This window comes from Pedobacter sp. (assembly GCF_041645105.1).
Classification (GTDB): Bacteria; Bacteroidota; Bacteroidia; order Sphingobacteriales; family Sphingobacteriaceae; genus Pedobacter.
Window position 1 is genome coordinate 1 of the sequence record NZ_JBAZQQ010000009.1, and the last position, 23,405, is coordinate 23,405.

The following is a 23,405-nucleotide window of genomic DNA, read 5'->3' on the forward strand; positions in this document are numbered from 1 at the left end:
AGTTGTGTTTCCAATGTGCATTTCGTACCATCCCATATTTGTCCCGTTTGGCATGGTGTTGGTGGTGTAGATGTGGGTGTTGGAGTTGAAAATGATAGTCTGGATGTTATTTGTTTCAAATCACGTGAATCGAATTCCTCTGTTATATTCCATATATTGCTTATGAAGGTATAGTTTTGTTTCACGCTAGTGAGAGCAATGTAATAAGTCGTTTCATACATGGGGTTAAAACCAAAATCTATTGTTTTATTTGTGTATGGTTCTGTGAATTGAATCCAATTATGGTCTTTTATCGGATTCATGAATGAATCAAATATCGTGATCTTATACCATCCAATGGTCATGCTGCCATCACTGGACATGGTATCTTGTGGAAACATTTTTAATGTTAGTGGAATATTTATCGGAACGTTAGTGATCGCATTGATGTTAGTGCTTCCTACTGGCGAAACATCTGTTGTGTATGATTGGGTGGGTAGGTCGGGATTATATTGTGGTGACTGATGCAAAATATTGTTGAAATATATTGTGTCATATATAGTACCCGCCGCATATCCCAATACTGCATCTTTCAGATATTTGAGTCCATCTGGTGCGGAGCATGGGACTTGTATGGTGCCATATTTAGGATCACCGTCATTAATTGTATAATAAATAGTATTTGATGTTCCACTGCCACATTTTCCGTTATAATTGGCAAATGTGTCTATTCTATTTCCGAATTGAATTAAGCTTCCTGTTGTGAGATTGGTAATAACTGAACCAAATAACATGAAAAGTATAGTGGCGGATAATAAAATTCCGACCACTATTAATGCATAGTTATTTTTAGCAGATGTTTTTTTCATTTATTTCCTTTTTTGGGTTTCCTGATTGTGAAATAGACAACTGTGCCAAGTCCTATTATTCCTGCTGCCCAGACTAGCCAGATATTGTCGCTAGGTGGGGGTTCGACTACACACTGAGTTCCATCCCAAGATAAGCCATCCGGGCATGGTGGAATTGGAGTATTGGTTGGTGTGGGAGTGGGTGGTGGTGTATATGTCGGTGGTGGAGTCGGTGGTGGTGTCCAGGGTGGTGTGGGAGATGATGTCGGTGGTGGAGTAGTTGGAGTTACTATAGGGTCAACACTGAATGATTTGAAAGCTTTTATTGTTCCGGATGTGTCTGTAGCATAAGCAATCCAATTTCCGTGTTCAATTGAATACAAGTAAGATTTTGATTCAGTATATGACCTGCACATATTGGATTCAAGAAAATTACTTCTTAAAATTGTATTGGATGCTGATTTTAGTTTGTAATAACCTCCCCCGGAACCTATACATGCTCCAATTTGTACTAAATCATTTGACACTGAAACATCTACACTCCAAACATCTGGTGGTGGAGTGGTAGGTGTAGGTGTTACACTAATCGGAACAAATGTGGCGGTTACTGTATAAATCGACAAACCTTGATACAGTCCTCCCCAGTAAGATCCTGTTATACATTCGAACACATCACATAGACCTTGTAATCGCCATCCAGCATTTGGTCTTGGGACTAATCCAATTTGATCAGATGTGTCGAATTGAAAAGAACCAGTGGTAGTTACAGTATCCATGTAACCCTGATTTTTAAATACTTGAACATCTCCGCCACCATGTACAACTACACTAACTGTTTGTGGTGAAGCCGACGCAGTTACGGTTACTAGTGCTATAATTAGCAAGATTTTGAAACATGTATTAAGTTTATTCATTGTTTTCTCCTATAATATAGTAAGAATATCAGAGTGATGACTGTAAACAGTAATAAAACTGCTTGTGGGGTATCATACCAGTTTATGAATTCCGCATTTATTGTATTGGGTACTGGTGTGGTTCCCGAAGTCGGGGTGGGATTTGCCACGTTATTGATTGTACCGTATACTGTTTTCGTATCATCTCCACCTGATAGAGCTGTTCCATCTGCCAATACAGTGCATGGAACACGAGTGGTAGTCGTGGTTTCAAGAGCGGTCAGAGTGAAGGGGAAAGTCTTTTCTTCATTTTCGTTGAATAGGACGCGGGTATTTCCATTCACATTGTAATTATTACAGGACATACTGACACCAATATAGTCTGAACTTCCTACATTTTTGACACGGACAGAGTAGCCCACGGGGTGATTTTCATCAATTGTTGGAATATCTGGTGCAGATGTGATTACTCCTTTGCTCTGCTGCTTAATGATGATTATGCCATCCGCGACTGATTGAGGTACATAGATGAGTATTTCACCTGAATATGACCCTGTTGGAAGGGTTAGTGTAACCTTATTTGGCTCAGTGCCTAGATATGATATTGATACTGTACCTTGTGTTGTTTCTGGGTTGAATTGATAACCCAGCGATGACATTTTATCTATAACATTCTGCCAGGTGACAACAGGAGACCAGAGTCCCCATTCGGATAAACCATGAATATCGACATAGTCATTGAACCTTGAGACTATTGTATTCAGTGAGTCCCATCTATAGAATTTGTACGTAGATGATTTGTCTTGCGCTACCACATAGTCTCCTGATGGAACACTTAGGCCATTCGGAAGAATGCCGAGGTTCTCAACATAGATATTACCAAGGTTGATTTCCTGTGGAGATTGATAATTCACGTTGACATCCTGAGATGACATCAATGCATTGTTATTATATGTGGAAATCGCATAGCGTGCTGTTGTGAGCCAGTTTGCGCCATTAACATCAAAATAGTTAGGTGTTGTTTTCTGATATCCGTACCAAATGTCATAGCTACTAGTATATTTTAGCAGTGTGCCCTTTGTTAATGTTGTTGTCTGTGTTGGATTACGGGGGTCTATTTTAACTACCACTTCATTGGAATTTTTGATGAGCTGATTGTTGCCGAGGTCGATAACTGTGTCTTTCGGGAGGATTACCTGGAATGCATCTCGTCGGGAACCTACAATTGCATGAATGAGGTAATATTTTTCAGTTGAAGAACCATGTGAACCGAAATTGAGGGTTATGGGCACGTAGTCCACACCTATTATTGATGCGGTGTTGGGTGCGAGTTCAGATGATGCAAATAGAACTGCTACGATTAGCAGGGTTGCGATGATTACTATGTGTTCTGTCTTCATGGTATGATTACCTCTTTTGTGGATGTGACAACATTATTTTCAAAGAGTTTGAGAGTGACTGTTTTTTCAGTGAGTGGAACTTTCTTGAGGACTATACGTGTTGAAACCGACGATGTGATGTAGATAGGGTCAAGGTTTTTTGTGGTCGTAACTGATGGAGTGGATGCAGTTAATTTTATGGTTCCTGAACATCCGATTAGACATCCGAGATTTGGAGATTCGAGAAATGTACTGCGCTTTACGGTTGCAGTGACATCAGAGAACTCAAGAGGTTGAGGGATTACGACGTTTATTGGTTTGGTGATGGTCATGTCAAGATAGACATCGTTGGTTTTATCACTGATTGGGATTGTGATTAATGCGAGGTAGATTGTGGCTATTATTGCTATAAACATAATCCATATAGGTTGTTTTGGTTCCATTTTATTATCTCCGTTTCTTCTTATTTCCCATTCCGTTTACATATACTATTCCAAGCACTGATAATAATACTATCAATGCATATATATCATTATTTAATTGTGTTGGTGTGATACCGGTATTGTATTCAATAATCAGTAATGGCCGAAGACTTTCTGACGCTTCGGAACTATGGAATGTCAAGTATGAACTTTCAATCTCGTTTGCTTTGAGGAAAAATCCAGTATTTGGATATGTACCATCTGTATAAGATTGGACAAGTGCGGTTACATCTAAGTTTATATCTGCATTTGAACCGAGTGGATGGATTACTTGAGAATATGGAGTTGTACCAAAAGATACTCCGTTCTTGTCATACCATGAACCTCCTGCTGGCGTGAATGAATTCCATGTAGAGGCCGAGTTCCAGGAAGAAGATGGACGATATACTCCTACTGTAGTCGGTGTATTTCTATTATCTCCCTCGTATTTCAGACGAAGTGTAGCTGACTTGATGGTAGTGTTTGCCGGTGTTCCTAGAATATCGAACATTAAAAGACCTCTGTAATTGCCATATCCAGATCCGGCCAGAGTTCCAACATCTATCCAGGGTATTCCACCTCTATTTAGACTTGGCTGACCACTTTTTATACTTGTGTCTGCGATTGGGAAAATCCCAGTTGTTGGAATTGGTGTTTGTGACCCGGTGGGCTGGATTGTTGGAGAAATTGTTGGGGAAACAGTATAAGTAGGAATAACAGTGGGTGGGGGTGTTGGTGTTCCTGGATTATTATATGTATTTCCAGTACCGAGTTGAACATAACCACACACATTGGCTTTATTGTTCCAAAAATTATTATTATCTACATGCCATATGTAATTTGAATTTCCTCTTACTGTAGTTATTCCACATTCAAGAGCATTATTAATCTCACTATTTTTTATAGTGATGCTAGATGGAGTAGGCATATAATTTACTGCCCTAATTCCATATCTTCTTCCAATCGTTGTTACATCATCAAAGGTAACACTTTCAACGTTTTGTAAACGTATTGCTCCAGCTTTATCAGCACCACCTACTAGAGAATCTGATGAACCAGATTCCGTATTACATGGATTTGTACTCCATTGTGTAGGCGTACAATCTATATATATATTTTTAAATGTTAAATTACGAAATATCGATGTCATTATCGTAGGATCCTGTACTACTATTATACCTTGATACGATGGATTCTTTACGACAACATTTTCAACATATACGTTTTGCATTTTTCCAGTATCATATTCTTGCCACAGTTCTATACCATCTTGATTATAATACGGCTTACCATTTGGTAACGTTGCGGATTTTGGTAAAGGCTCACCACCATAATAATCAGAATATATATTCCGAACTATAGCACCGTCAATTACTCTAAATCGTACACACGCATTTAAAATATCATGACAATATATATTTTCAATTAAAAGATTTGTATTTGGCGACCATCCCCTAATATCTATACCAGAGTGTCCTATATGAACATTTCTAATATTACGTACTACAATATTACGTGCTGTCCCATAAATAGTATCGCTTGGAGTATCATATGCTGAAATATCTTCTATAATTATATTTGATACTGATAATGGGTTTGCCGATTCAGTTTGTCTCCATATACCAACGTAAATTACTTCATAACCTCTATAATTATTCAACCCTTCCCAAAAACCATTAAACCCATAATTAGGAGTTACATTCCCATTAAAGTGAAGGTTTCTAACCTCAATGTTATTTGTTTCAATTGCTATAAATCCTGGATAGAACCCTAGATTTGGTGCATCTCTCGACATCCTCAATGTCACTTTTTGATTCCCATCTGCTTGGGTAATTGTTGTTTCACCTTTCAAGATGACATTTTCTTTATTCAAACGAATAGGATTCGTAAATTCATAAGGTCTTATTGTTTCTTTCAATATCACAATTCCTTTATTTTGTGTAGTTGCACCAATTGCAACTTGCTGAACTGCCTGATTAATCTCCATTTCATCTTGGCTGTGATCAATTAAATAATTAACATCTCCATTATCTCCAACTGTACAAACATTTGTACATGGTGATACTAAACCTGCTGATCCAATTAATGTAAATAAGATTAACAATAGTATAAGAATGGTGATTCTTTTTATTGTTTTGGGAATTGGTTCCATTGTGATTACCTATTATCCGGTGATTTTTAACTCGTCAATCAAACCATTGTAGAATTCTCCCATGGCTCCGTTTGCGTCCCATGCACCAATGTATGCATTATGATTTGACTGGAATATTGCGTATGGAGCAGAGCGACTGTTCGGATCGATAACGTTATTTATTTTGATTTTCATAGTATTTCCGTCATTTTCTGCTTCTACAAGTGTCCATACACCACTTTGTAAGATAGTACTTGATGTAAGCCAATATGCGTTATTGGATGTTCCATCCGGGGACAGTGCAAATGAAACGGCACCATTTGGTTCGATTACCAGTACATATGATCGTTGATTTGTGTTGCTTGCATATTGGTAATACCAATTGGAAATGATAGCACCTCTTGTTCCCAAAACTGGTTTGACCCATGCGCTTATTTTAATCTTGTTCCCACCACTCAGAGATCCGGAAGCAGGGATTTCTACATATCCGTTACCATTAAGTGATATAGCAGATGAACTTTCCACACCGACCGAATAAACACCGTTAATTATTGTTCCTGAATGACCATTTCCTGACGAGTCGGTAGCTATTGTTCCATTGTTCTCGTTAAATTTCCAGAATGCTTTTACAGTTTCTACAGGTGGTGTATTGGTTGGTGTTGGGGTTGATGTAAAGGTGGGAGTGGGTGTAGGTGTTGGAGTAGTATTATTAGTGGGTGGAATGTAGGGAGCGGAAAACTGCCAAAAAGCTACAACTGCAACCACGAATAATACTCCGAGAAGCGTATTTCTAAATAAACCATTATTTTTACTGGGCGGCATGTTGTATCACTTCTTCCTATCTTCTACTACGTGTTATTTTTCGTGGTTCATTCCATTTGTATGATTTACATGATGCACATTCTGTTGGTGGGACTCCTTTTGTTGCAAGTTTAAGGGAATACCACTTAAATCCGCATTTTTGACAGTAACAATTTGTTTTCTCATTCAATTTAATTCACGTCCTTTATAATAAACTAATAATCAATTATTATTCAAAGTTGTATATATAGGTTTGTATTTATAAAATCGGTATAATCGGAAAGAATTTTTAAAAAATAAAGAAGTGTAAACACTTTACTTTTTTCTTGTGAAAATAACCGTGGATATTATTATTACCAGTATAACGATTGCCCATTTAGATGGTGTTATTGGTGGTGGCGGTGGTGGTGTATTGGTTGGTGTGGGTGGTGGAGTCGGTGGTGGGGTATTTGTTGATGAACTCAATGGGAAATAATCAATGTTTTGCGTTCCTACAGTGTATGGAATGTTACAAATACCATCAGAATCGGAATCATCACAGATTTGACTGTATCCATTTCCTGATGGAGATGCCCAGAAGTTGCCGCCGAGGTAAAGACCGCTGATGATGTTGGTGCCTGGTGTTTTGGCAATGTTCCAGTTATTGAAATATACTATTCCATTACCAAAGAAATCCGGTATGCCCCATTCTATGTTTTGAGTATTGTTAAAATATGAGTTATAGATTGTGTTTGCCCCATTCTTGCCCATGGTATTGATGTATATACCCACTGCATTGTTGTAGAAACGAGAATTTCGAATTATATTACTTGACGATTCGCCGTAAATACGCACGGCTCGACCACTCATATTGTATATGGTAGCATTGTTGTAATTTATGTTACGCGTTCCGGTTGAATAAGAAATACCATTCCATCCGTCTCTCATAACAATGTTTATAACTTCGTTGTCTTCGGAATTCTTGAAGAAAATCGCTTCTCTTAATCCAATTGTTGTTATGTTTCTGTAAACGGAATTTTCAACATAGTAATTTGAAATACTATTTTGTTCGTTTGTAGAGTCCACGATAACATTTTCAATCAGGGAATTGTCTGCGTTACAGAGGTATAAAGATCCAACTACTTCATTTCGCAGGGTTACGGAACTGTTGTAATAATGTAATTGGTGTTTTGTAAGTGAAACATTTGATACTACATTGTCACAGGATGCAATTCCTCCAGTAATGTAAATATCGAAATCTTCCCATGGATTATGCTGAAATAAAGAATTGCTTAGTCTATTCCCATATGAACTATCGAAAGTAAATCCGACGTGACCACTTCCAACCACTGTAATGTTCCGAAGTGTGTTATTATTTGATGTTTTCAGGTAGAATCCATCAAAGTCTCCACCGCTTATTGTAATGTTCTCGAAAAAACCACTATTAGAACTGATTATGTTAATAGAACGCGTATTCCAATCACGAAGATTCACATTTTTTATAACGGTACCAACAATACCATTGGTTAATATTCCATAGTTTGTTTGTCCGTCTCCATCAATTATGTGACCTGCACCGTCGAAAACTACATCGTTTGCGGCTATTGTAATACAATTTGGAATGTCACTATTTAATATATCTTGAATAAGTATATATTCGCCAGGTACGGATATTCTGGTGCATGTATTTATTGGTGTTGCCGATACTGTAAATGTTGTGAGTAATATCATAACAATACAAAATAAATATGATTTAATTTTTTTCATAACCAAATTAGTATTGGATTAATATATTAAGTTATTGTTCGATAGGTTTAAACCATATTAGGTACTACGGAATAATATGGTCAAACATACAAAAATATTGATTGTAGTTTTATCATTGACGTTATTAGCATCGTTAGTGGTGGCATCGATAGGAAACACACCGGCTTCATTGGCTCCGAACCCAAGTTTTGAAACCAATCCTACAACGAGTTATTACACAAATGGTAACAGTGTTTTTCTCTGGGATTTGGCGACAGCGCATTTTGGAACTCACTCATTAAAAATATCATCTAAACAAACATCTGGTGCTTTCTCACGTTGGATGAGTAAAACAAATGTTATATCTGCGCAGGCCGGACAAACTTATTCCGGGTCTGTATGGATGAAGGATACTGGTACGGGTTCATACGGGAAATTTGTCATTACTTTCTGGAATTCGGGACAGGGTTATCTAGGAAGTTATGAATCTATATCTGTATTACCCACTTCAGTATGGACACAGGTTACAGCTCAGGGTGTTGCACCCGCAAATACTGCCTTTGTAAGAGTCGAATTTAGGCTATATGGTCCTGGCACATTATGGGTGGATGATGTAATATTAAATTTGAAAAGCGCAGTAACTCCTACACCTACACCATCGGGGTGGACTTTGTTATGTGGAGAGGAATTTAATGCTCCTATAGATCCGGCAAAATGGAAAGTCTATAGTTCTTATGATCAGAATGGTGCAACATCAGACACAAGATTCATGTCAAGTATGACAACAGTAAGTAATGGAATCTTACATCTTGGTATTGCTATGAATCCATTAACGGGTAAAAAGTATATCGGTGGAGGGCTTGATAATGAACCGGACACAAAGTGTTCAACTCTAACACAAGGAAGATGGGAAGTTAGAGCCAAAATGCCTAAAGGATTCGGAACTGATGGTTATATTGGATTATATGGAAACCCACATAAATGGCCACCAGAAATTATAATCACTGAAAATATTGGAAAACGACGAACAATAAATTATATCCAACAAATATACGGAACTTCAACCGATCCAAAATATGATGTAACACAAGTAATTGGTGATACTTGGGATACGAGTTTTCATACTTATGTATTTGAGTGGGAAGGAACAACACTTAGATGGTATATTGATGGTGTATTAAAGAAGACCGCAAATCAATTATATTCATCATATCCAATGAAAATTGGCGCGGGTGCATGGAGTGGAACTTGTGGTTCTACTTGGCCTGATTGTGCTAGTAGTAGTGTATTGCCCGCTTATATGGATATAGATTATGTAAGGATTTATCAGAAAAATTAGAGGGGAATTTTCCCTTCTAAAATTATTTTTCTGAATAAAAATTAAGCAATAGGTTGAATTTTTTTATGATTTTCTGTTAATCGTTGACATTCTGACAATGTTTTATCCATAAATTGTTTCATCCATTCTGTGTTTTCATTTGTTCCGATATCAAAACGATAGTAATCTTCGAGTACGAGAGTGTGATACGCATCTGGTTTTATGTCACGGGATAATTTTGCGATACGGTCTTTTGTCTTATATAACTCTGTAGATATTTGATGAAATTTTGGATCTGATGTGGTCAATGCACTAAGGCGAGATTCAAGAACAGTATCCTTATCTTTTTCTCTCTGTAGTTCCGTTAAATCACGTTCGTATCGATGTTCTGTAATTGTACCATGTCGTGGGTTAAGTTCTGCACTTACTGTTATGACAGTGGTCTGGAATGGTGTGTTGTTGCGGTGAATTTCCTGGTCAAAAACATATTGGTTATCTGATTTCTTGACCCATCCTCTTGGTAAAGATGTAATTTGTTCACGTGGTTTAGTTGCAGATATTGGAATAGGCATTGCCTGCGGATTTGCTTTTTGTATTTTATCACGCATTGCAGCAAGTGAATGTTCAAGAGCTTTTAACTCCGGTTTCCCCTTATCGGTGATTGTCATTTGCTGTGCTTCCGGATATCCACCTCGATGATACATCTGTGTATGCTGGTCTAAAAGAAATTGATTTGGGAACGGTGGCAATCGTGGGCAATATTGACAAGTGAACATAGATATAGTATTAGATGTTTGGATATTTATATCTGGTTATACTAATTGTCAAAAATTGGGAAAGGAAGTATCTTATAAAAATTAAACCATGCGATAGCTTGATAAGCCATGGAACTCTTCCATGCCTATTTTGACATTTATTAATCCCATCCAGTAGACTTTAACCCCTTCTTTCTTTTTGCGTTTGCTCTTTTTCCCGCACACTCTTGTCTTTCTGTCTGAGTCATTTTTTTCTTGCTTTTTCTACAATCTGTCATATTATTTTTCCTCTTTATTTATTGTATCTTACAATATTTGCACCTACGTGTTATGAATATAAATAGTTAAACCATGCGATAGCTTGATAAGCCATGGGACATTTGTCCTATCGCATGGGATTTGTATTCAATTTATGTGCGAATGAGATTACCCCCTTGATCTAGGAATATTCCCATGCTAATAAGAAGTACGTTCTTATATTTAAATTATCCTCCGTTCCAGTTTAATTTTCCAAGTAGAATGCAATGTGAATCCTTCTCCGACTAGGCAGATAGCCTGTAAGACATACCCTTGATTATATTCTCATTGGTTTTGTAAATTTTAGTTACTGCTTCTTTAATAGCATCGGGTGAAGCAAAATCACTGAAGTTTATTAAGCATATTCCAGATACTATTATTCCTCCGCTTCCTCTTCCATTTCCGGTTTGATAATCTCATCAACCAAATCCGATAAGATGTTTATTGCTTCTTCTTGGCATTTGTCGGACTGTTGCATCATTTCGCCGCAATCTACATCAAGTTCTTTGAGTTTTGTATCAAGATACTTACATACAGCGTCTTTCTTTTCAGGTGTCCATGTTATGATCATTCTTCCTCCATTTCCACTAACGATTTCCAAGATGCGTATTTATCCCCAAGAAATGGGCATATTTTGTTTTTGATCTTAATGTTATCCTCAGATTCTATAGATATTACGCAGTGCGCTCCGCATTCAGTACAATTGTATGAGTTCATTTATCTCATCCCTGCAATTGCGATCAATACGCTCTGGGTATCCCTTCGCCGCTGGTGCTCTATTCTCGCAAGTTCAAGTTGTTTTGCTTTGTCTTTCTGGTCTTTCAGCTTTTGAGTGTAATCATTGTTCTAACTGAGCATGTCCTGAATTGCACCCCTGCGAGCAGTATCGTTCTTCAGGTTTATGTCTGTTCCTACCTGGAACTTCACAGCAGTTTCGATCTCTGCAATCTGTACGTCAAGTACGCTCTTATCCGTCTGTAATTCCAGTATTTTTGTAGCCATCTCTGCGATATTGTCTGGCAATGCCAGCAATGTTGATTTTAGTTCTTCGCTCATGGTTATTCACTCTCTTCTGCGCAGGATTCACATGCCCCACCATCGTTCACTTCATCAACTTTTCTTCCACAAAAATCACATTTATATTTCACGCTCATTTATACCTCCGCAACGTGTGCCATGAATCCTTTCTCTATCAGCTTATTCCTCAGTTCAAATGCCTGTTCTTTTGTATAATATCCATCCAATTCAACCACAAAAACAATTCCCTTCGTGGTGTCATAGTCATGTCCTTCGCTCATTTCGCTTTCTCCTTTCGTGTTCGCGCAATCTCTGCTGCACATTTCTCATTTCCACTGTTATGACTTAAACTAAGCATTTCTTGTATCTCCACCTTTTGTTTTCTCCAGCAATTCGGGCTTATTGCACCCCTCAGGTATTGCTTCGGACATTTCAAAGAAGTCTTACCGTAAGTGTTCAGTTCAACCTGATACTTACAAATGCAACTTCCTTTTTGAGTAGTGTCTAAATTATCACATACCATACTACACTATACGCAATCAACGTATATAAACGTATGCTATGCTTTTATTGTTATATTAGTATTCTTAGAAAATGAGTTGGAATCGCAGGGGGAAACCTGTTCGATTACAGGTGTGTCGATAAATTTAAACAACCACATAATACCACTTTTTTTCGATATTGGCAAGGACAGCATCATTTTTAAGTTTGGTAAGAAGGTTCATGATTTGTGTGTCGGGATATATGAGTTTTCTTTTTTGGAGTTCTGTCATGAGTTCATCGAACTTTGCGCCACGTGTGAATTGTGGATCGTTATTTGGAAGTAAGTTGATGCTTCGGATGATATCGGATACTTTTGGTGCGAGTTCAAGTTCCAATGATGTGTATTTGATTTTGGTGATTTTATCAAGCGTTTTCAAATAATTTCCTTCCTTTTTCGGTGATTATAAAAGTTTTTCCGGATTGTATCAATACAGGGTTCATTGTTTTTATATCAGATGAGATTATCTGTTTGGTGAGTTTTGAGTCAATTCTTTTGAAGATTGTGTCAATGGTTATTATTTCATTTGAATTTTCAATGTCGATACATGTTTTGAGAATGAGTTGTTTGCGTTTAAAGGATTCCATGGTATGAAAAAAAAATAAAATCGGAGTTTTAAATTACTTCAACTCCGAGTTTTTTCACGTGTGGTTTTTTGATCGTCGCGGTCTTGATGAATTTTGCGAGAGCCGGAGGAGTCTTGATTTCCTCTACATATCCAGTGAATTTGTGGAGTTTGTGTTTGACACCACGTTCACGGAGACTGAATTCTATTGGTTTTTCTTTTGTTCCACCAAGTGTTCTCGCAACTTTCATAGCGGCTTGTCTGGGTTGTTTTCCCTTGTACGATCCGGATTCGTTACCATCTTTATCAACGATAACGAAATTTCGCCATTCATCATTTGTTTCTGGTTCGATTTCTGCCATTTTATCACATTCTTGTTACTGATTTTCGATTAACCAGTACGCCAAACATGATAGTACATCACTTGTTTAAAAGAGTTTCGGTTTCCGTGATGTAAAAATCACATTTCCTTCGTGTGATTTTCCATCCGGCCGGATAGTGATGATATAAGAATTTGAGATGTTAGTAATGTTGATTATTATACTGGCTAGGTCGCCAGTCATTTTTGTGTAAATTATTTTTGTTGTATCCAGGCCGAACTTTAAATCTTCGATTACACCGACATCCTTGCCATTCACAAAGACTTCTCCGGATTCCTTGATAGATACATGGAATTCTTTATGGAATGGTCTTAGAAGGAAAAATAAGAGTTCTACAAGAAGAAATAAAATAATTGGGATTAAGTATTTATTATCATATTCTACTTGTTCAGGAATAAATGATACTTCCTGCGCTACTGTAACTATTGATGGAATAAAGGAAGATGTTGGAATAGGTGTTGGTGTGGATAACGAATCAAAATTATATATTGTCGGATGCGAAGGATAAATACGCAAAGTATTGTCTTTAAATGATGTAAATTGTGTAGATGAAATAGTTTTATTGGTACCATAAGATCGAAAAACACCACTCAGTACGTATATTCCATTCGGCGCGGAAGTATGTCTCAAAGCATATTGAAGCGTGATATTTTTATATTTGGTATTATTACTGCTAAATATGATTGTGTTTCCGGATGTGGTTATATTCAGACCGGAGTTAATTGGAACAACGGCACTAAAACCATGTGGAATTGTTTCAATAAGTGTCCAGTTTGAAAATGTTCCAATCATTTTCAAGGTAACTACGAACCGGCTCGAATAATCAGTTACATTGAATGTGTCAGTATCTACTGAACGTGTAATGTTAAATGGAGGCAGGACTGTCAGGGATGCAGATGTCGAAGATGTTGTATTAAGTGCCGATGCTATGGGAAGTAGTAAAAAAAGAAATAAAATAAAAAATTTTCTCATCAATAAGTCGCTGTTACTGTGATGGTCTGTGTGTAAGATGCTGGGACTACATCTGCACCGACATTGGCCGTGAGCGTGAATGTGCTACTTCCTGTGGTATTAACTGTGATAGTAGGAGATGTTGGTGAAACACTGGTTGTAATGCCAGTATTTGAATTACCACCAATCACCGTGAGCCATGGTGAAGGTACTACTGATATTAAAACAGATATATCTTGATTGGTGCAAGTACCATCGGTGAATTCGGTAGCATTTACTGTTAATGTCTGTTGTGTACTGGATCCCGGATACAATAATCCAAAGTTAATTGTGGTTGGTGCTGTGATACCAATGAATGGTCTACCGCATACCTGAAGACTAGCGATGGTAGTATCCACGGCAAAGTTTCCACTATCTGCACTCGCAAACGGTACTGTCATTATCATGACAAGTAATAATATTGCTATTAATTTTTTCATATTTTTACCTTGTTTATTTTATATTTCTTATTTTTTGGTTTTCTGTTTTTTAATATCAACATAAGAATTGTTATTAATCCAATTCCAATTATGATGTATGTATAACGTGGTGTGTTTATGATACTTATCTCTTTTCCTAGTTGGATATTGACTTTTACCTGTCCGTTGTCACCTTCCGTAAGTGCATAAATCGTGCCTGATTTGTCACCAGCATAATAATACCATGGAACTGAGATGACGACATATCTGGACTCACTGGCATTTAACGTAATCCCCGGTTCATATTTTAGGTATTTTGCAGTGTCCCCTGTTGTTGTAAATGTTACGGTTACAGTTTTGTTCAGGTCATTCCTGATACCATAATATGCCATGTGAGTTTTTGATATATCAATGGTCAGCGAACCGACCGATTGTTGTAACGCAGAAGACGATGGGATCAGTAAAAATAAAAGACACAGTAATAGTATAGTTTTGGACATATCTCAGTCTTCTTTCATGATCTCTTCACAGAGCAGGAGAGCACCGATTGCGGGAGCGATATGATTGTTTGTTCCAGATGATTTGAATTCTATTCTACATTTTGTTCTTTCCGAAAGCTTTTCAATTATAAGCTCCGGAAGACCTTCGATGTTTGCCATACCACCTGATATGATTATTGGTTCATCGAGCGCAAGTTTTCGTACACGCGGCTGTACATTACTGTAAATTTCATCTGCTACGAATGATGCTACTCCATTTGCGTATTCTTGCAACGGGATGATAATTTCTTCACAGACATCTTTCTCAATCTTACCATGTCGAGAGAAACCTGGTACTTTGAAGGTCTTTGGTGACTTCAGGGATGATGATTCTTTCATGATTTGTATGTCATGAAGGGAAAACATACTGTCTCCGACTGACCGCTCTATCCTGCTCCTGATAGCATGATCTACGCGATTTCCTGATGTTTCAGAATGTGCAGATAGGTGCTCTTTTGTTCCTGAATTGAAACACCCGAATTCGGTTGTTGATGATCCGAGATTAATACTGAAGAATGCAGAGTCGAGAATTAGTTTTGGGTCATTTAAGACCGCAACTGCGGATGCCAGACACTCGCTGAACATCCGAATTTTTGTCGGTAAGCAGACTTCTTTCACTGCCTGTGCAAGACGTTTTTCTCCTTTTGCTATCTCGACAGCCGGTGCCGCAAGAATAATATTCATACCCTGCGGAATATCAAACGATGCAAGGATGTCTTTTGTGTGCCGAATGCCCTCATCTGTTTCAACCAGACCAAGGTTCAGTGGAAATTGGGCATCTGCAAATAAGGATGCTGGTTCTCCAACAACTGGTGAAAGTTCTTTCCCTGATAGGTCTTTTGGATATCGGACGCATGTTCGTGTTGTCTTTGTTTCGATCCCGTCTCCATTACGGAGAGCTATGGCAGTATTCATACTGCCAACTTTGATACCTGCACATTCACTCATAGTTCATATCCTAATTCTTTTAATTTTGGTTTTGTTTTTTTCTGTATATTTGTAGTTGTGTCTGTTGGTTCGTCCCAAAATTTTCCACTCATTGAACAAGGTATCAATTCCTGAAAAGTTTCGAGATCAGTACTTATTTTTCCATGTGTACTTCCCATTCTTACTGTTATTCCACATGTCGGACACGGTGTTCTGGGTAGAACTATAATCATTATTTTACCACAATCTTTACATTTGATTCTGGTTTTTTTGCCTTTTGACGTGCGTTCTATTCCAGTTTTGACCAGGTTCAATGACCTACACTTGTTACATCTCATGATTACTTACGTGTATAAGTAATTACTGGAATAGATTTCTTAATAGATAAAGCTTTTCTTGGTGCTTATGGTCTGTATTCAAATGCCCCCATGTCATATCCTAAACCATAAGGTCTTGTTCTACCATCGAAATCTACGGCTGGTGCATTAACGGGTGACCCTTTGTTTATAGCCGGTGATAATGCCTGAAGATGGAAATTCGCGGTATTAAGATTCATAAATAATGGGTTTCCTTCTACATAAGATATACCACGAACTTCTGAAGTATAACCTTTATAACCATCGATTAGATTATTTTCGAATATGGCATTAACACCACGATTTGATAACTGGTACTGGTTATTCTGGCTAACGATATTATTTCTTACTACAATGTTTGTTGCGGGTGGGTAATCTAGCGTTATTCCGCCTCTGTGTGACCATCCTATACCATTGTTAACAAACGTATTGCTTGATATCAATACATTGTCTATCGTTCCCGTACTATACCATGGGATTATAAAAGCTATCCCAGGATTGTTATAAACTATATTATTATAGAACCTAATGTTCCTAACTCCTCCACCCTGCTCAGAGGCAACGGAAAATCCGTTACTTACATCATCTACATTTTGACTTTTCATATCATGTACAACATTTTCATATATATCAATATCGGATGTTCCTCCACCATATCCATCAATATAGACACAACTATATGTGGTTGTGGTACACGTATTTCTATAGATTTTACCATTATGCGCACCGTCTTTTGCATCTATAGCTCCATGAAGACTATCTCTAATTATGTTATTTTTTACTTCAAACCCATCTAAATCTCCACCAATTGATATACCTTCATGTGCTATGGCATCATCACTATAATGTGATTGAACCAGTGTATTACCATCAACGATAAAATTCCTTGCTGGTACATTACCCAGTCCCATCATAACGATGGCTGCTCCCCATGTTTTCTCTATATAATTATTACTGAATATAATATTTGAAGATGGTTTAAGTCCACCTCCTATACTTGTTACAAGAAAAGCTGCCCAGTCAGAATTAATTAATCGTAAGTTACTGATCCTAATATAATCTTTTCCATAAATCTGGATCAATGCAGACCGTCCACTGGCACGATCCATTGATATCCCTACACCATCAATCGTAGCTGTCTGTCCAGGATAAGAAGTAAAAGTAATCCAATTATCAGCACTGCCTGAATTCTGTATAGTTACTTGTTCATTGTATGTTCCTGTCTTAACATATACTGTCTGTCCCGCTGTCAATGTGTCAGCAGCTTTCTGAATAGTTCTCCATGGTTGTGCTTCTGTACCAAGATTGGCATCGTTTCCGTTAGTTGCTACGTAGAATGCACCACTAACAGGTGTTGGAGTAGGCACTGGAGTTGTATTATTATGATTAATCGGTGGCATTTGAATATCAATACTTGCTGCAACAAATAATACCAATATTGATATCACAACTATATACCAATTTTTAATTTTATATTTACTTTGTTTTGTCATATTGTATCAAATGAACATTAGAGATATAAAGTTAATTATGTGACTGTCACATCGCCTGTCACCTATCCCGTCACTATGATAAAAACAATATGTGTATACTTAATTATATGTATAAAAGTGACGGAGTGACGACAAAACTACACCTATACGATTAAGTTTTTTATTTTTAGTCTTGTGGAATAACTATATAAATAAGAAAAACCATTAAGAAATTGGGAGTAACCTTAGTGTAGGCTATTTTTTTATATATATAATATATACACACAGAATAATGCTTCTTAATACAATAGATTTAGTCAAAAGTATATGTCTTACAACAAGGTAAAAAATCCGTCACTCCGTCACTTTCGAGGAGTTTTTTATTGAAAATTGTGGGTTAGCATATTGAAAAGTGAAAAGTGACGGGATAGGTGACGGGGTGGTGACGGGGTGTTCGCTGTCACACCTGTCACTACCATAAAATGCATTCAGTGGTATTGATTTTGAGTTTGTAGGCGTTTTTGGGGTAGGGTGCGTACAAAAGGTAGGAAACATAAGAAAATTCAACCTGATGCAAAATTGGCGGTTCTTTGAGATGAAAAAATTAAAAAAGTAAGGATAAAGTTGAACAATTGAACAGTTGAACACGCAAAAGTTCAATTGTTAATCAGTTTCCTCATCTTTTGGCGCATATTTTTCATGGTGTTTGGTGAATTCGGGGTCTTGATCTTGATCTTCCATGTCAGGTTCAAAAACAACGAATTCTTCTTGTCCTTCTTCAGCCTTTTCCCGCGCCATCATAGCTGATTTCTCAAGCATGATTGAATAGTCTTTCAATTGTATGAGCTTCTGAACATTGTCTTTATTGTGAAGTCTTTCACGCATCCCTGAAATATCCCTGCCTTCATCCTCAAACCTGTCAAATATCTCTTCAATCTCATCTTCCATGGAGTCTGGTCTGTATTGTTTTTTGAGTTTTTCGAGAACGTCAAGATTTTTAGGATCTCCTATATTGTAGATATTGCCCTGGTTACTATGTTTAAGTTTCTTGAATCCCATCTGGCTGATCAATGTGCCGATTCTTGATGGTGTAACAGGTGGTTTAGCGTTGATTACTAATTCGGGGTAGTTTTCTTTCAGGTTATCATACACGATTTTTGACGTTATGTATAATTTTTCTCCTTCACCTTGTGAATATACGCCATACGTTCCTTCTATTGCTACAAGAATACGTGAAGGAAGAGTTATTGAGGATTCATCAGCCTTCTCATATTTCATCTCAAATGCATATTTCATCAGTTTCCCGATTGCTTCTTCTTCTAAGTTCAACATTCGAGCTGTGAAAATCAATGGGTCAATAATCTCCGCAATGCGACCTTCAAGAATAGTCTCGCCATTAAATTCAATCTCCTGGTTCTTGAACCAGTAAAGTTGTTTCCTGATTTCTTTTGCACGTTCACGATCTAGTTTTTTTCGCCGTGGTGTACCTTTCTGCATTTTAATATTGAATGTCCTGGCTTTGATCGGGTTATCCGTTTTGGCATCTTCCTGCATTGATGTGGCTTTTGCTCCGAACGTGTCGCGAATATCATATGAGACCTTGTCTGCCGCACTGAGCTTTCCCATACATATCCCGCGTTTATATCCAGACGTCCAGACATCATATACGTCTGTTCTGTAATCTCGTTCATAGAATGTATTTTCAGCCTGGTCAATCATAATAGTGGCACCATCGGTAAGTGCTTTTGTTATGAATGCAACAGTCGGTCTTGTGGCAAGTACGGCACGATATGATAATTCTTTACCTATCTCTAATGCTCGTGTTTTGCCTTTTTCATTACCAGCAGCTTCAAAATTCATATATCCAGTAGTATCAAAATGCTTCATTTTATAAGTGCTGATGCACCATAAAGTATACAGATGATAGTGAATTGGTTCTGGAAAAATTACATGATCCTTGATGTAATCCGATACTATTGAATATAGGTCTTTTCCAGCAGTCGCAATCCACTCTGATTCATTTGGCTCATCATACCATGGATATTTTATGTATTCACCCTGTTCATTGAACTGGTGTTTACACGCCGCGCAAATGTATGTTTCTCCATCCGGATTGAGATAACCCACGCCGCCGCATGCAGTACATGGCATAGTCTTGGGTTTTTTGGATTTCTTGGGTTCTTCTTTTTTTGATTTCGCGTTGCTCCTTGCTGCTTCAAATTCTGTTCTAACATCTATCATCGCCGATTCGAGTTTTGCCTGAAATGTTGGCGAATACGTAATTTCGGGTTCATCATGTTCTTTTCGGACTTCGTTAATTTGTTCTACTCCGAGTTGGAATTTTTTCCATGCAATAGAAGCATTCGGTGTATCCAGAATTGATATCGGATAGTTCTGGCCACAGTACTCGATTGAAAACGTGATATCACGTGATGATATCTTGAATATTGGTTTAATTTCGGTTGGTTTCATTTTTTATCTTAGCTCATTAATGGTATGGTATGGTTTAGGAAAAGTAGTATCTACTATTAATTTTAGGATTCTATCAAGTATCATGTTATCACCAACACCAATTTATGCAATACATAGTATTTATGACTTTTGGCACAAAACTAGAATGTGTAATTGGAAATTACTTTCATCAAGGTTATGTAAGATATTTCATGGCGGTAGTATTTTCTGACTGCACGGTTAACTTCGGATTTGTCTATTTTTTCGTCACAATTGGTATCAGATTCACGCCACTCAGTATCTATTACACAAATGTAAGTATCAGGAATGTAATCAAAACCATGATCTGCGTCTACAAATATCCCGGAAATCCTTTTTAGGCCAATTAGAGATGATGTAGTTAATAGGTACTGTTTAGGGTATGATGTTTCTGAAGCCATGTATTTTGTATCATTTCCAAATACTACGGTGAAGTTATTGGGGTATGAAGAATTAGTCAAATTGAAGTTACTTGGCAAAATCTCTTTGATTGCAAAAATACTAAAATTCGCACCATCAGGAGTAAATGTAATAGAAACAGTATCGGTACTATTATTATAAAAATAATATTTACTTGCAGTGCGGGTCATATTGCTAGTCGATAGCCGACCGTATAGATAGATTTTAGTATTATCTAAAAGATTTACGGGTGTATGATTAACCGGTAAAATATAGGCATTATTGTCAACAATGACAGTTGCTGTGTCATTGCGGATATCGTAATACGTGTAGAGTAGTGTGAGTGAGTTCCAGTTTAATGAAGTGTTATTAATCAGAATCAGTGATGTGTTATCCTGCTGGTTTCCGATAAATACATTTATTCGGTCAGGTGTCGAATTTGCCGGTATCGATAAAAATAAAATTGATAAAATTAATAATGTTTTCGGGTGCATGCTAACCTTACCCGATATAACTCTGCGATGGTTCTTTTCCTTTTGCGTGCGAACCAAATTGAATCCGTGGCATCTGGAACATGGGTGGGAGTCCCATTCTATGAACAAGCGGCATTGTAACCGGTATTATGTTATCCATGATAGAGTTTGCCACTTCGGTCTTGATATTGTTTATGTTGGTATCCTCTGGGTTATTCCATTGAGAAATATCCAGTGGATTTCCATCGTCACGATATCCGATTGATCCTTCAACAAGTACATATCCACGGTTTGGATTTGTGAATACAGTATGTAATTTGAAATTTATTTGGAAATTTATGACCCCATCGGGTTTATTGACCAATGGTATTCCCAGGCTAAAATCATGATTTATCATTACTGTGTTTCCTATTTCCTGATATGATTTCGCTTCTACTTTTGTTATGGTTATAGATGTTATCATTTTGGTATCTCCTTATGTTGTTCCAAGAAGAACATTATTGCTTTTCGAATCGAGTTTGAGGTATTCAATCCTGTTATGTGTCTTAGTCTTTCCATGTCTTTCATTGGCATTACTGTCTGTGCATGTTTATATATTTCCATATCTATCTCCTGTTTTATATGTCGTTGTGGTTCAATAACATGTCGTTGTGGATGTCTTTTTTCGCGTTCTTTTTCTTTGATCTTGGCTAATGCAAGTTTGAGATTGATTATTGGCATGTTACAAAATCCACTCCGTTAAAGTCATAGGGTTTGTCAGATACAAAATACATGGCATTTTTAGAACGAGTTGTTGACACGTAATAGATACGTTTCTCCTCGTTTATTTGATGTTCCTGTGTTGCGTGGCGACTGGGCAGACTATTAAAATTTTTAACATTGTTATCAATTTTATTCAAAAGATATCAACTCAGTAATTCTAAGATGCTTAATCTTTTAGGCACAAGTCCTTGTACCACTATTCCGTCAGCGAAAGCATTCGGAAATACTTTTTTAATTATGTTTAAGGAACCTTGAACATCAGCATTTATGAGAGTTCCATTAGAAGATTGAAATAAACCACGTTTTATGCGTTTTCCAAGATATTTTTCTTGATGACAAATTGGTTCGTTGTCAAGAAAAGAACATTTTGATGTATGAGCTTCATTAATTTCGATTATTTTTATCCCTTCTTCTTCAGCTTTATATTTAAATAGATTTGTTAGAAGATAATACGGAATAGAAACAAAGTTTTGATTATTATGTTTACCAATATTAATATTTTGTTTCCAGCTTTTATTGTGTCCTATTACTATGGTTCCAATATTGTTTTCTAGACAATAATTTATCACATAATGACTTATTTTGTGCATGATATCTTTTACTCTTGCATTACGATTGATAGTCAATATTGATAACGCTAACCCAGATTTATTGTTTTGTCTGTCATAAATGCTTTGTAATTCTGCTCTGCGTTTATTATACCATTGATTTTCTGATTTAATAATACTACCTTTAATAACTATAGATTGTAATCCTATGTTATTTGACATAGTTATAATATTATCTACACCGTAATCAATTCCTAATATATTATTGTTTTTTGAATACCATCTCCTGTTTATTATAGACTTTTCAGATGTTCTTTTCTCGTATACGATTTCACAAATATAATATGTTACTTTGGGAATAATTCGGACTTGCTTTAACTTAGTATTATCTGGAAGACGAGTCTTTAAAGATAATGGGAGTTTTTTTGTGAAGGTTAAATATCCATTTCGTATATGCGCACCTCTATTTGTAAATATGATAATCGATTCGCCATCTTTTGGTTTATAATGTGGTAGTCCAACTTTTCCTTTAAATTTACTTGGATTCTTAGTTCGTTCTTTTATTCCTTTAAAGGTTGCAACCCAATTTTTATCTAATAACATTAGTGCTTGCTGAGAAGATGCACTACCTAATTTTTTATAGTTATTTGATGACTGCATCATCTTATCAAGTTCATTGTAACGAATCCATTTACCCGTTAAAAAGAATTGTTGTCTAATAATGTAATTGGCTTCATTCCATAGATTCTTAGATAAATGACATAAAGTAGAGAGTTCAGGTGTTCCATTGATTCTAATCTGTTCTGTTCTAATCATGTTCATGTCTAAGCAAAACGTTATATGTGTTTGAAGTTTATATATCTATGCTCTCTCTAAAAGTGTCTAAGCAATGCTTTTCTTAAAGAGAGAGTATTTTAATGATGTTTGTTTAATGGGTTGA

25 protein-coding genes are annotated in these 23,405 nt (G+C 36.8%); 1 reads left to right on the top strand and 24 read right to left on the bottom strand.

Annotated elements, in window-relative coordinates; genetic code table 11:
- The 7 genes from WC623_RS21695 to WC623_RS21725 all read right to left on the bottom strand — a co-directional run.
- Positions 1-809: hypothetical protein (locus WC623_RS21695; protein ID WP_372855080.1), on the bottom strand; the 809-nt coding region annotated here is incomplete at its 3' end.
- Positions 810-844: 35 nt separating this feature from the next.
- Complete coding sequence (locus tag WC623_RS21700) at positions 845-1,741, bottom strand: hypothetical protein (RefSeq protein WP_372855082.1); 897 nt, start codon at positions 1,739-1,741, stop codon at positions 845-847.
- Positions 1,738-3,012, bottom strand: coding sequence for a hypothetical protein (locus WC623_RS21705; RefSeq protein WP_372855084.1), 1,275 nt, complete (start codon positions 3,010-3,012; stop codon positions 1,738-1,740). The genes WC623_RS21700 and WC623_RS21705 overlap by 4 nt, the downstream gene beginning before the upstream one ends.
- Positions 3,013-3,116: 104 nt before the next feature.
- Positions 3,117-3,542 carry a hypothetical protein gene (locus WC623_RS21710; RefSeq protein WP_372855086.1) on the bottom strand — a complete coding sequence of 142 codons (426 nt, stop codon included), beginning with the start codon at positions 3,540-3,542 and terminating at the stop codon, positions 3,117-3,119.
- Positions 3,543-3,546: 4 nt separating this feature from the next.
- Complete coding sequence (locus WC623_RS21715) at positions 3,547-5,547, bottom strand: DNRLRE domain-containing protein (RefSeq protein WP_372855088.1); 2,001 nt, start codon at positions 5,545-5,547, stop codon at positions 3,547-3,549.
- 177 nt (positions 5,548-5,724) lie between these two features.
- Entirely contained in the window at positions 5,725-6,513 is a 789-nt protein-coding gene (locus WC623_RS21720; RefSeq protein WP_372855090.1) for a LamG-like jellyroll fold domain-containing protein, read from the bottom strand.
- Between the two features lie 294 nt (positions 6,514-6,807).
- Positions 6,808-8,238, bottom strand: coding sequence for a NosD domain-containing protein (locus tag WC623_RS21725; RefSeq protein WP_372855092.1), 1,431 nt, complete (start codon positions 8,236-8,238; stop codon positions 6,808-6,810).
- 76 nt (positions 8,239-8,314) lie between these two features.
- Between WC623_RS21725 and WC623_RS21730 the strand changes: the two genes are divergently transcribed.
- Positions 8,315-9,556, top strand: coding sequence for a family 16 glycosylhydrolase (locus WC623_RS21730; protein WP_372855094.1), 1,242 nt, complete (start codon positions 8,315-8,317; stop codon positions 9,554-9,556).
- Between the two features lie 41 nt (positions 9,557-9,597).
- Here the strand turns inward: WC623_RS21730 and WC623_RS21735 are convergent, their stop codons facing one another.
- From WC623_RS21735 to WC623_RS21815, 17 genes are all read right to left on the bottom strand, one after another.
- Positions 9,598-10,284, bottom strand: coding sequence for a hypothetical protein (locus WC623_RS21735; RefSeq protein ID WP_372855096.1), 687 nt, complete (start codon positions 10,282-10,284; stop codon positions 9,598-9,600).
- 679 nt (positions 10,285-10,963) lie between these two features.
- Positions 10,964-11,188 carry a hypothetical protein gene (locus tag WC623_RS21740; protein ID WP_372855098.1) on the bottom strand — a complete coding sequence of 75 codons (225 nt, stop codon included), beginning with the start codon at positions 11,186-11,188 and terminating at the stop codon, positions 10,964-10,966.
- A gap of 245 nt (positions 11,189-11,433) precedes the next feature.
- The gene (locus tag WC623_RS21745; protein WP_372855100.1) at positions 11,434-11,643 is read right to left on the bottom strand and encodes a hypothetical protein; all 210 of its coding nucleotides are present in this window, start codon (positions 11,641-11,643) and stop codon (positions 11,434-11,436) included.
- A 98-nt stretch (positions 11,644-11,741) separates the two neighbouring features.
- Positions 11,742-11,885, bottom strand: a complete 144-nt coding sequence (locus WC623_RS21750) for a hypothetical protein (RefSeq protein WP_372855102.1) — start codon at positions 11,883-11,885, stop codon at positions 11,742-11,744.
- Positions 11,886-12,251: 366 nt separating this feature from the next.
- Complete coding sequence (locus WC623_RS21755; RefSeq protein WP_372855104.1) at positions 12,252-12,482, bottom strand: hypothetical protein; 231 nt, start codon at positions 12,480-12,482, stop codon at positions 12,252-12,254.
- A gap of 278 nt (positions 12,483-12,760) precedes the next feature.
- On the bottom strand, positions 12,761-13,072 hold the full coding sequence (locus WC623_RS21760) for a non-histone chromosomal MC1 family protein (RefSeq protein WP_372855106.1): 312 nt from the start codon (positions 13,070-13,072) through the stop codon (positions 12,761-12,763).
- Positions 13,073-13,138: 66 nt separating this feature from the next.
- The gene (locus WC623_RS21765) at positions 13,139-14,062 is read right to left on the bottom strand and encodes a hypothetical protein (RefSeq protein ID WP_372855108.1); all 924 of its coding nucleotides are present in this window, start codon (positions 14,060-14,062) and stop codon (positions 13,139-13,141) included.
- Positions 14,062-14,481 (bottom strand): hypothetical protein, encoded by a 420-nt coding sequence (locus WC623_RS21770; protein WP_372855110.1) that lies wholly within the window; start codon positions 14,479-14,481, stop codon positions 14,062-14,064. Before WC623_RS21770 ends, WC623_RS21765 begins: the two co-directional genes overlap by 1 nt.
- 35 nt (positions 14,482-14,516) lie before the next feature.
- The gene (locus WC623_RS21775; protein WP_372855112.1) at positions 14,517-14,999 is read right to left on the bottom strand and encodes a hypothetical protein; all 483 of its coding nucleotides are present in this window, start codon (positions 14,997-14,999) and stop codon (positions 14,517-14,519) included.
- Positions 15,000-15,002: 3 nt separating this feature from the next.
- Complete coding sequence (locus WC623_RS21780) at positions 15,003-15,953, bottom strand: hypothetical protein (RefSeq protein ID WP_372855114.1); 951 nt, start codon at positions 15,951-15,953, stop codon at positions 15,003-15,005.
- 29 nt (positions 15,954-15,982) lie between these two features.
- The gene (locus tag WC623_RS21785; protein ID WP_372855116.1) at positions 15,983-16,279 is read right to left on the bottom strand and encodes a hypothetical protein; all 297 of its coding nucleotides are present in this window, start codon (positions 16,277-16,279) and stop codon (positions 15,983-15,985) included.
- A gap of 89 nt (positions 16,280-16,368) precedes the next feature.
- Positions 16,369-17,769, bottom strand: a complete 1,401-nt coding sequence (locus WC623_RS21790; RefSeq protein WP_372855118.1) for a choice-of-anchor Q domain-containing protein — start codon at positions 17,767-17,769, stop codon at positions 16,369-16,371.
- Positions 17,770-18,456: 687 nt separating this feature from the next.
- A complete protein-coding gene (locus WC623_RS21795; RefSeq protein ID WP_372855120.1) occupies positions 18,457-20,265 on the bottom strand; it encodes a hypothetical protein in 1,809 nt (602 codons plus the stop codon).
- A gap of 140 nt (positions 20,266-20,405) precedes the next feature.
- A complete protein-coding gene (locus WC623_RS21800; RefSeq protein WP_372855122.1) occupies positions 20,406-21,176 on the bottom strand; it encodes a hypothetical protein in 771 nt (256 codons plus the stop codon).
- A 7-nt stretch (positions 21,177-21,183) separates the two neighbouring features.
- Positions 21,184-21,618: a hypothetical protein gene (locus WC623_RS21805; RefSeq protein ID WP_372855124.1), complete on the bottom strand. Its 435-nt coding sequence runs from the start codon at positions 21,616-21,618 to the stop codon at positions 21,184-21,186.
- Positions 21,619-21,865: 247 nt separating this feature from the next.
- Positions 21,866-22,054, bottom strand: a complete 189-nt coding sequence (locus WC623_RS21810) for a 3'-5' exonuclease (RefSeq protein WP_372855126.1) — start codon at positions 22,052-22,054, stop codon at positions 21,866-21,868.
- A gap of 6 nt (positions 22,055-22,060) precedes the next feature.
- A complete protein-coding gene (locus WC623_RS21815) occupies positions 22,061-23,281 on the bottom strand; it encodes an RNA-guided endonuclease InsQ/TnpB family protein (protein ID WP_372855128.1) in 1,221 nt (406 codons plus the stop codon).
- Between the last annotated feature and the right edge of the window lie 124 nt (positions 23,282-23,405).

What these genes read in the sequence shown, in the direction of transcription:
- WC623_RS21700 (WP_372855082.1), bottom strand. Translation starts at nt 1,741, where the DNA reads ATGAATAAACTTAATACATGTTTCAAAATCTTGCTAATTATAGCACTA.
- WC623_RS21710 (WP_372855086.1), bottom strand. Translation starts at nt 3,542, where the DNA reads ATGGAACCAAAACAACCTATATGGATTATGTTTATAGCAATAATAGCC.
- WC623_RS21715 (WP_372855088.1), bottom strand. Translation starts at nt 5,547, where the DNA reads ATGGAGATTAATCAGGCAGTTCAGCAAGTTGCAATTGGTGCAACTACA.
- WC623_RS21720 (WP_372855090.1), bottom strand. Translation starts at nt 6,513, where the DNA reads ATGCCGCCCAGTAAAAATAATGGTTTATTTAGAAATACGCTTCTCGGA.
- WC623_RS21725 (WP_372855092.1), bottom strand. Translation starts at nt 8,238, where the DNA reads ATGAAAAAAATTAAATCATATTTATTTTGTATTGTTATGATATTACTC.
- WC623_RS21730 (WP_372855094.1), top strand. Translation starts at nt 8,315, where the DNA reads ATGGTCAAACATACAAAAATATTGATTGTAGTTTTATCATTGACGTTA.
- WC623_RS21745 (WP_372855100.1), bottom strand. Translation starts at nt 11,643, where the DNA reads ATGAGCGAAGAACTAAAATCAACATTGCTGGCATTGCCAGACAATATC.
- WC623_RS21750 (WP_372855102.1), bottom strand. Translation starts at nt 11,885, where the DNA reads ATGAGCGAAGGACATGACTATGACACCACGAAGGGAATTGTTTTTGTG.
- WC623_RS21760 (WP_372855106.1), bottom strand. Translation starts at nt 13,072, where the DNA reads ATGGCAGAAATCGAACCAGAAACAAATGATGAATGGCGAAATTTCGTT.
- WC623_RS21765 (WP_372855108.1), bottom strand. Translation starts at nt 14,062, where the DNA reads ATGAGAAAATTTTTTATTTTATTTCTTTTTTTACTACTTCCCATAGCA.
- WC623_RS21770 (WP_372855110.1), bottom strand. Translation starts at nt 14,481, where the DNA reads ATGACAGTACCGTTTGCGAGTGCAGATAGTGGAAACTTTGCCGTGGAT.
- WC623_RS21775 (WP_372855112.1), bottom strand. Translation starts at nt 14,999, where the DNA reads ATGTCCAAAACTATACTATTACTGTGTCTTTTATTTTTACTGATCCCA.
- WC623_RS21780 (WP_372855114.1), bottom strand. Translation starts at nt 15,953, where the DNA reads ATGAATACTGCCATAGCTCTCCGTAATGGAGACGGGATCGAAACAAAG.
- WC623_RS21795 (WP_372855120.1), bottom strand. Translation starts at nt 20,265, where the DNA reads ATGAAACCAACCGAAATTAAACCAATATTCAAGATATCATCACGTGAT.
- WC623_RS21800 (WP_372855122.1), bottom strand. Translation starts at nt 21,176, where the DNA reads ATGCACCCGAAAACATTATTAATTTTATCAATTTTATTTTTATCGATA.
- WC623_RS21805 (WP_372855124.1), bottom strand. Translation starts at nt 21,618, where the DNA reads ATGATAACATCTATAACCATAACAAAAGTAGAAGCGAAATCATATCAG.
- WC623_RS21815 (WP_372855128.1), bottom strand. Translation starts at nt 23,281, where the DNA reads ATGATTAGAACAGAACAGATTAGAATCAATGGAACACCTGAACTCTCT.